Source organism: Paenibacillus timonensis, from assembly GCF_022427145.1.
Lineage (GTDB): Bacteria > Bacillota > Bacilli > Paenibacillales > Paenibacillaceae > Fontibacillus > Fontibacillus timonensis.
Window position 1 is genome coordinate 1 of the sequence record NZ_JAKSXN010000154.1, and the last position, 707, is coordinate 707.

1 rRNA gene is annotated in these 707 nt (G+C 53.5%); it reads left to right on the plus strand.

The window, feature by feature from the left end:
- Positions 1–707, plus strand: a 23S ribosomal RNA gene (locus MJ257_RS24630); the annotation flags it as partial.

A 707-nucleotide genomic window follows, 5' to 3' on the forward strand; every position in this document is an offset into this window, starting at 1 on the left:
TATGAGCGATGGGGTGACGCAGCAGGGTAGTGACGCGAGCTGATGGATGCTCGTCCAAGCAGTGAGGCTGATGTGTAGGCAAATCCGCACATCGTTAAGGCTGGGCTGTGATGGGGAGGGAAAATTTACAGTACCGAAGGTCATGATCTCACACTGCCAAGAAAAGCCTCTAGCCAGGAGAAGGTGCCCGTACCGCAAACCGACACAGGTAGGCGAGAAGAGAATTCTAAGGCGCGCGGAAGAACTCTCGTTAAGGAACTCGGCAAAATGACCCCGTAACTTCGGGAGAAGGGGTGCCCCGGTAGAGTGAATAGCTCGAGGGGGCCGCAGTGAAAAGGCCCAAGCGACTGTTTAGCAAAAACACAGGTCTGTGCGAAGCCGCAAGGCGAAGTATACGGGCTGACGCCTGCCCGGTGCTGGAAGGTTAAGGGGAGTGGTTAGGGGTAACCCGAAGCTATGAACCGAAGCCCCAGTAAACGGCGGCCGTAACTATAACGGTCCTAAGGTAGCGAAATTCCTTGTCAGGTAAATTCTGACCCGCACGAATGGCGTAACGACTTGGGCGCTGTCTCAACGAGAGATCCGGTGAAATTTTAATACCTGTGAAGATGCAGGTTACCCGCGACAAGACGGAAAGACCCCATGGAGCTTTACTGCAGCTTGATATTGGACTTTGATACGATTTGTACAGGATAGGTGGGAGCCTA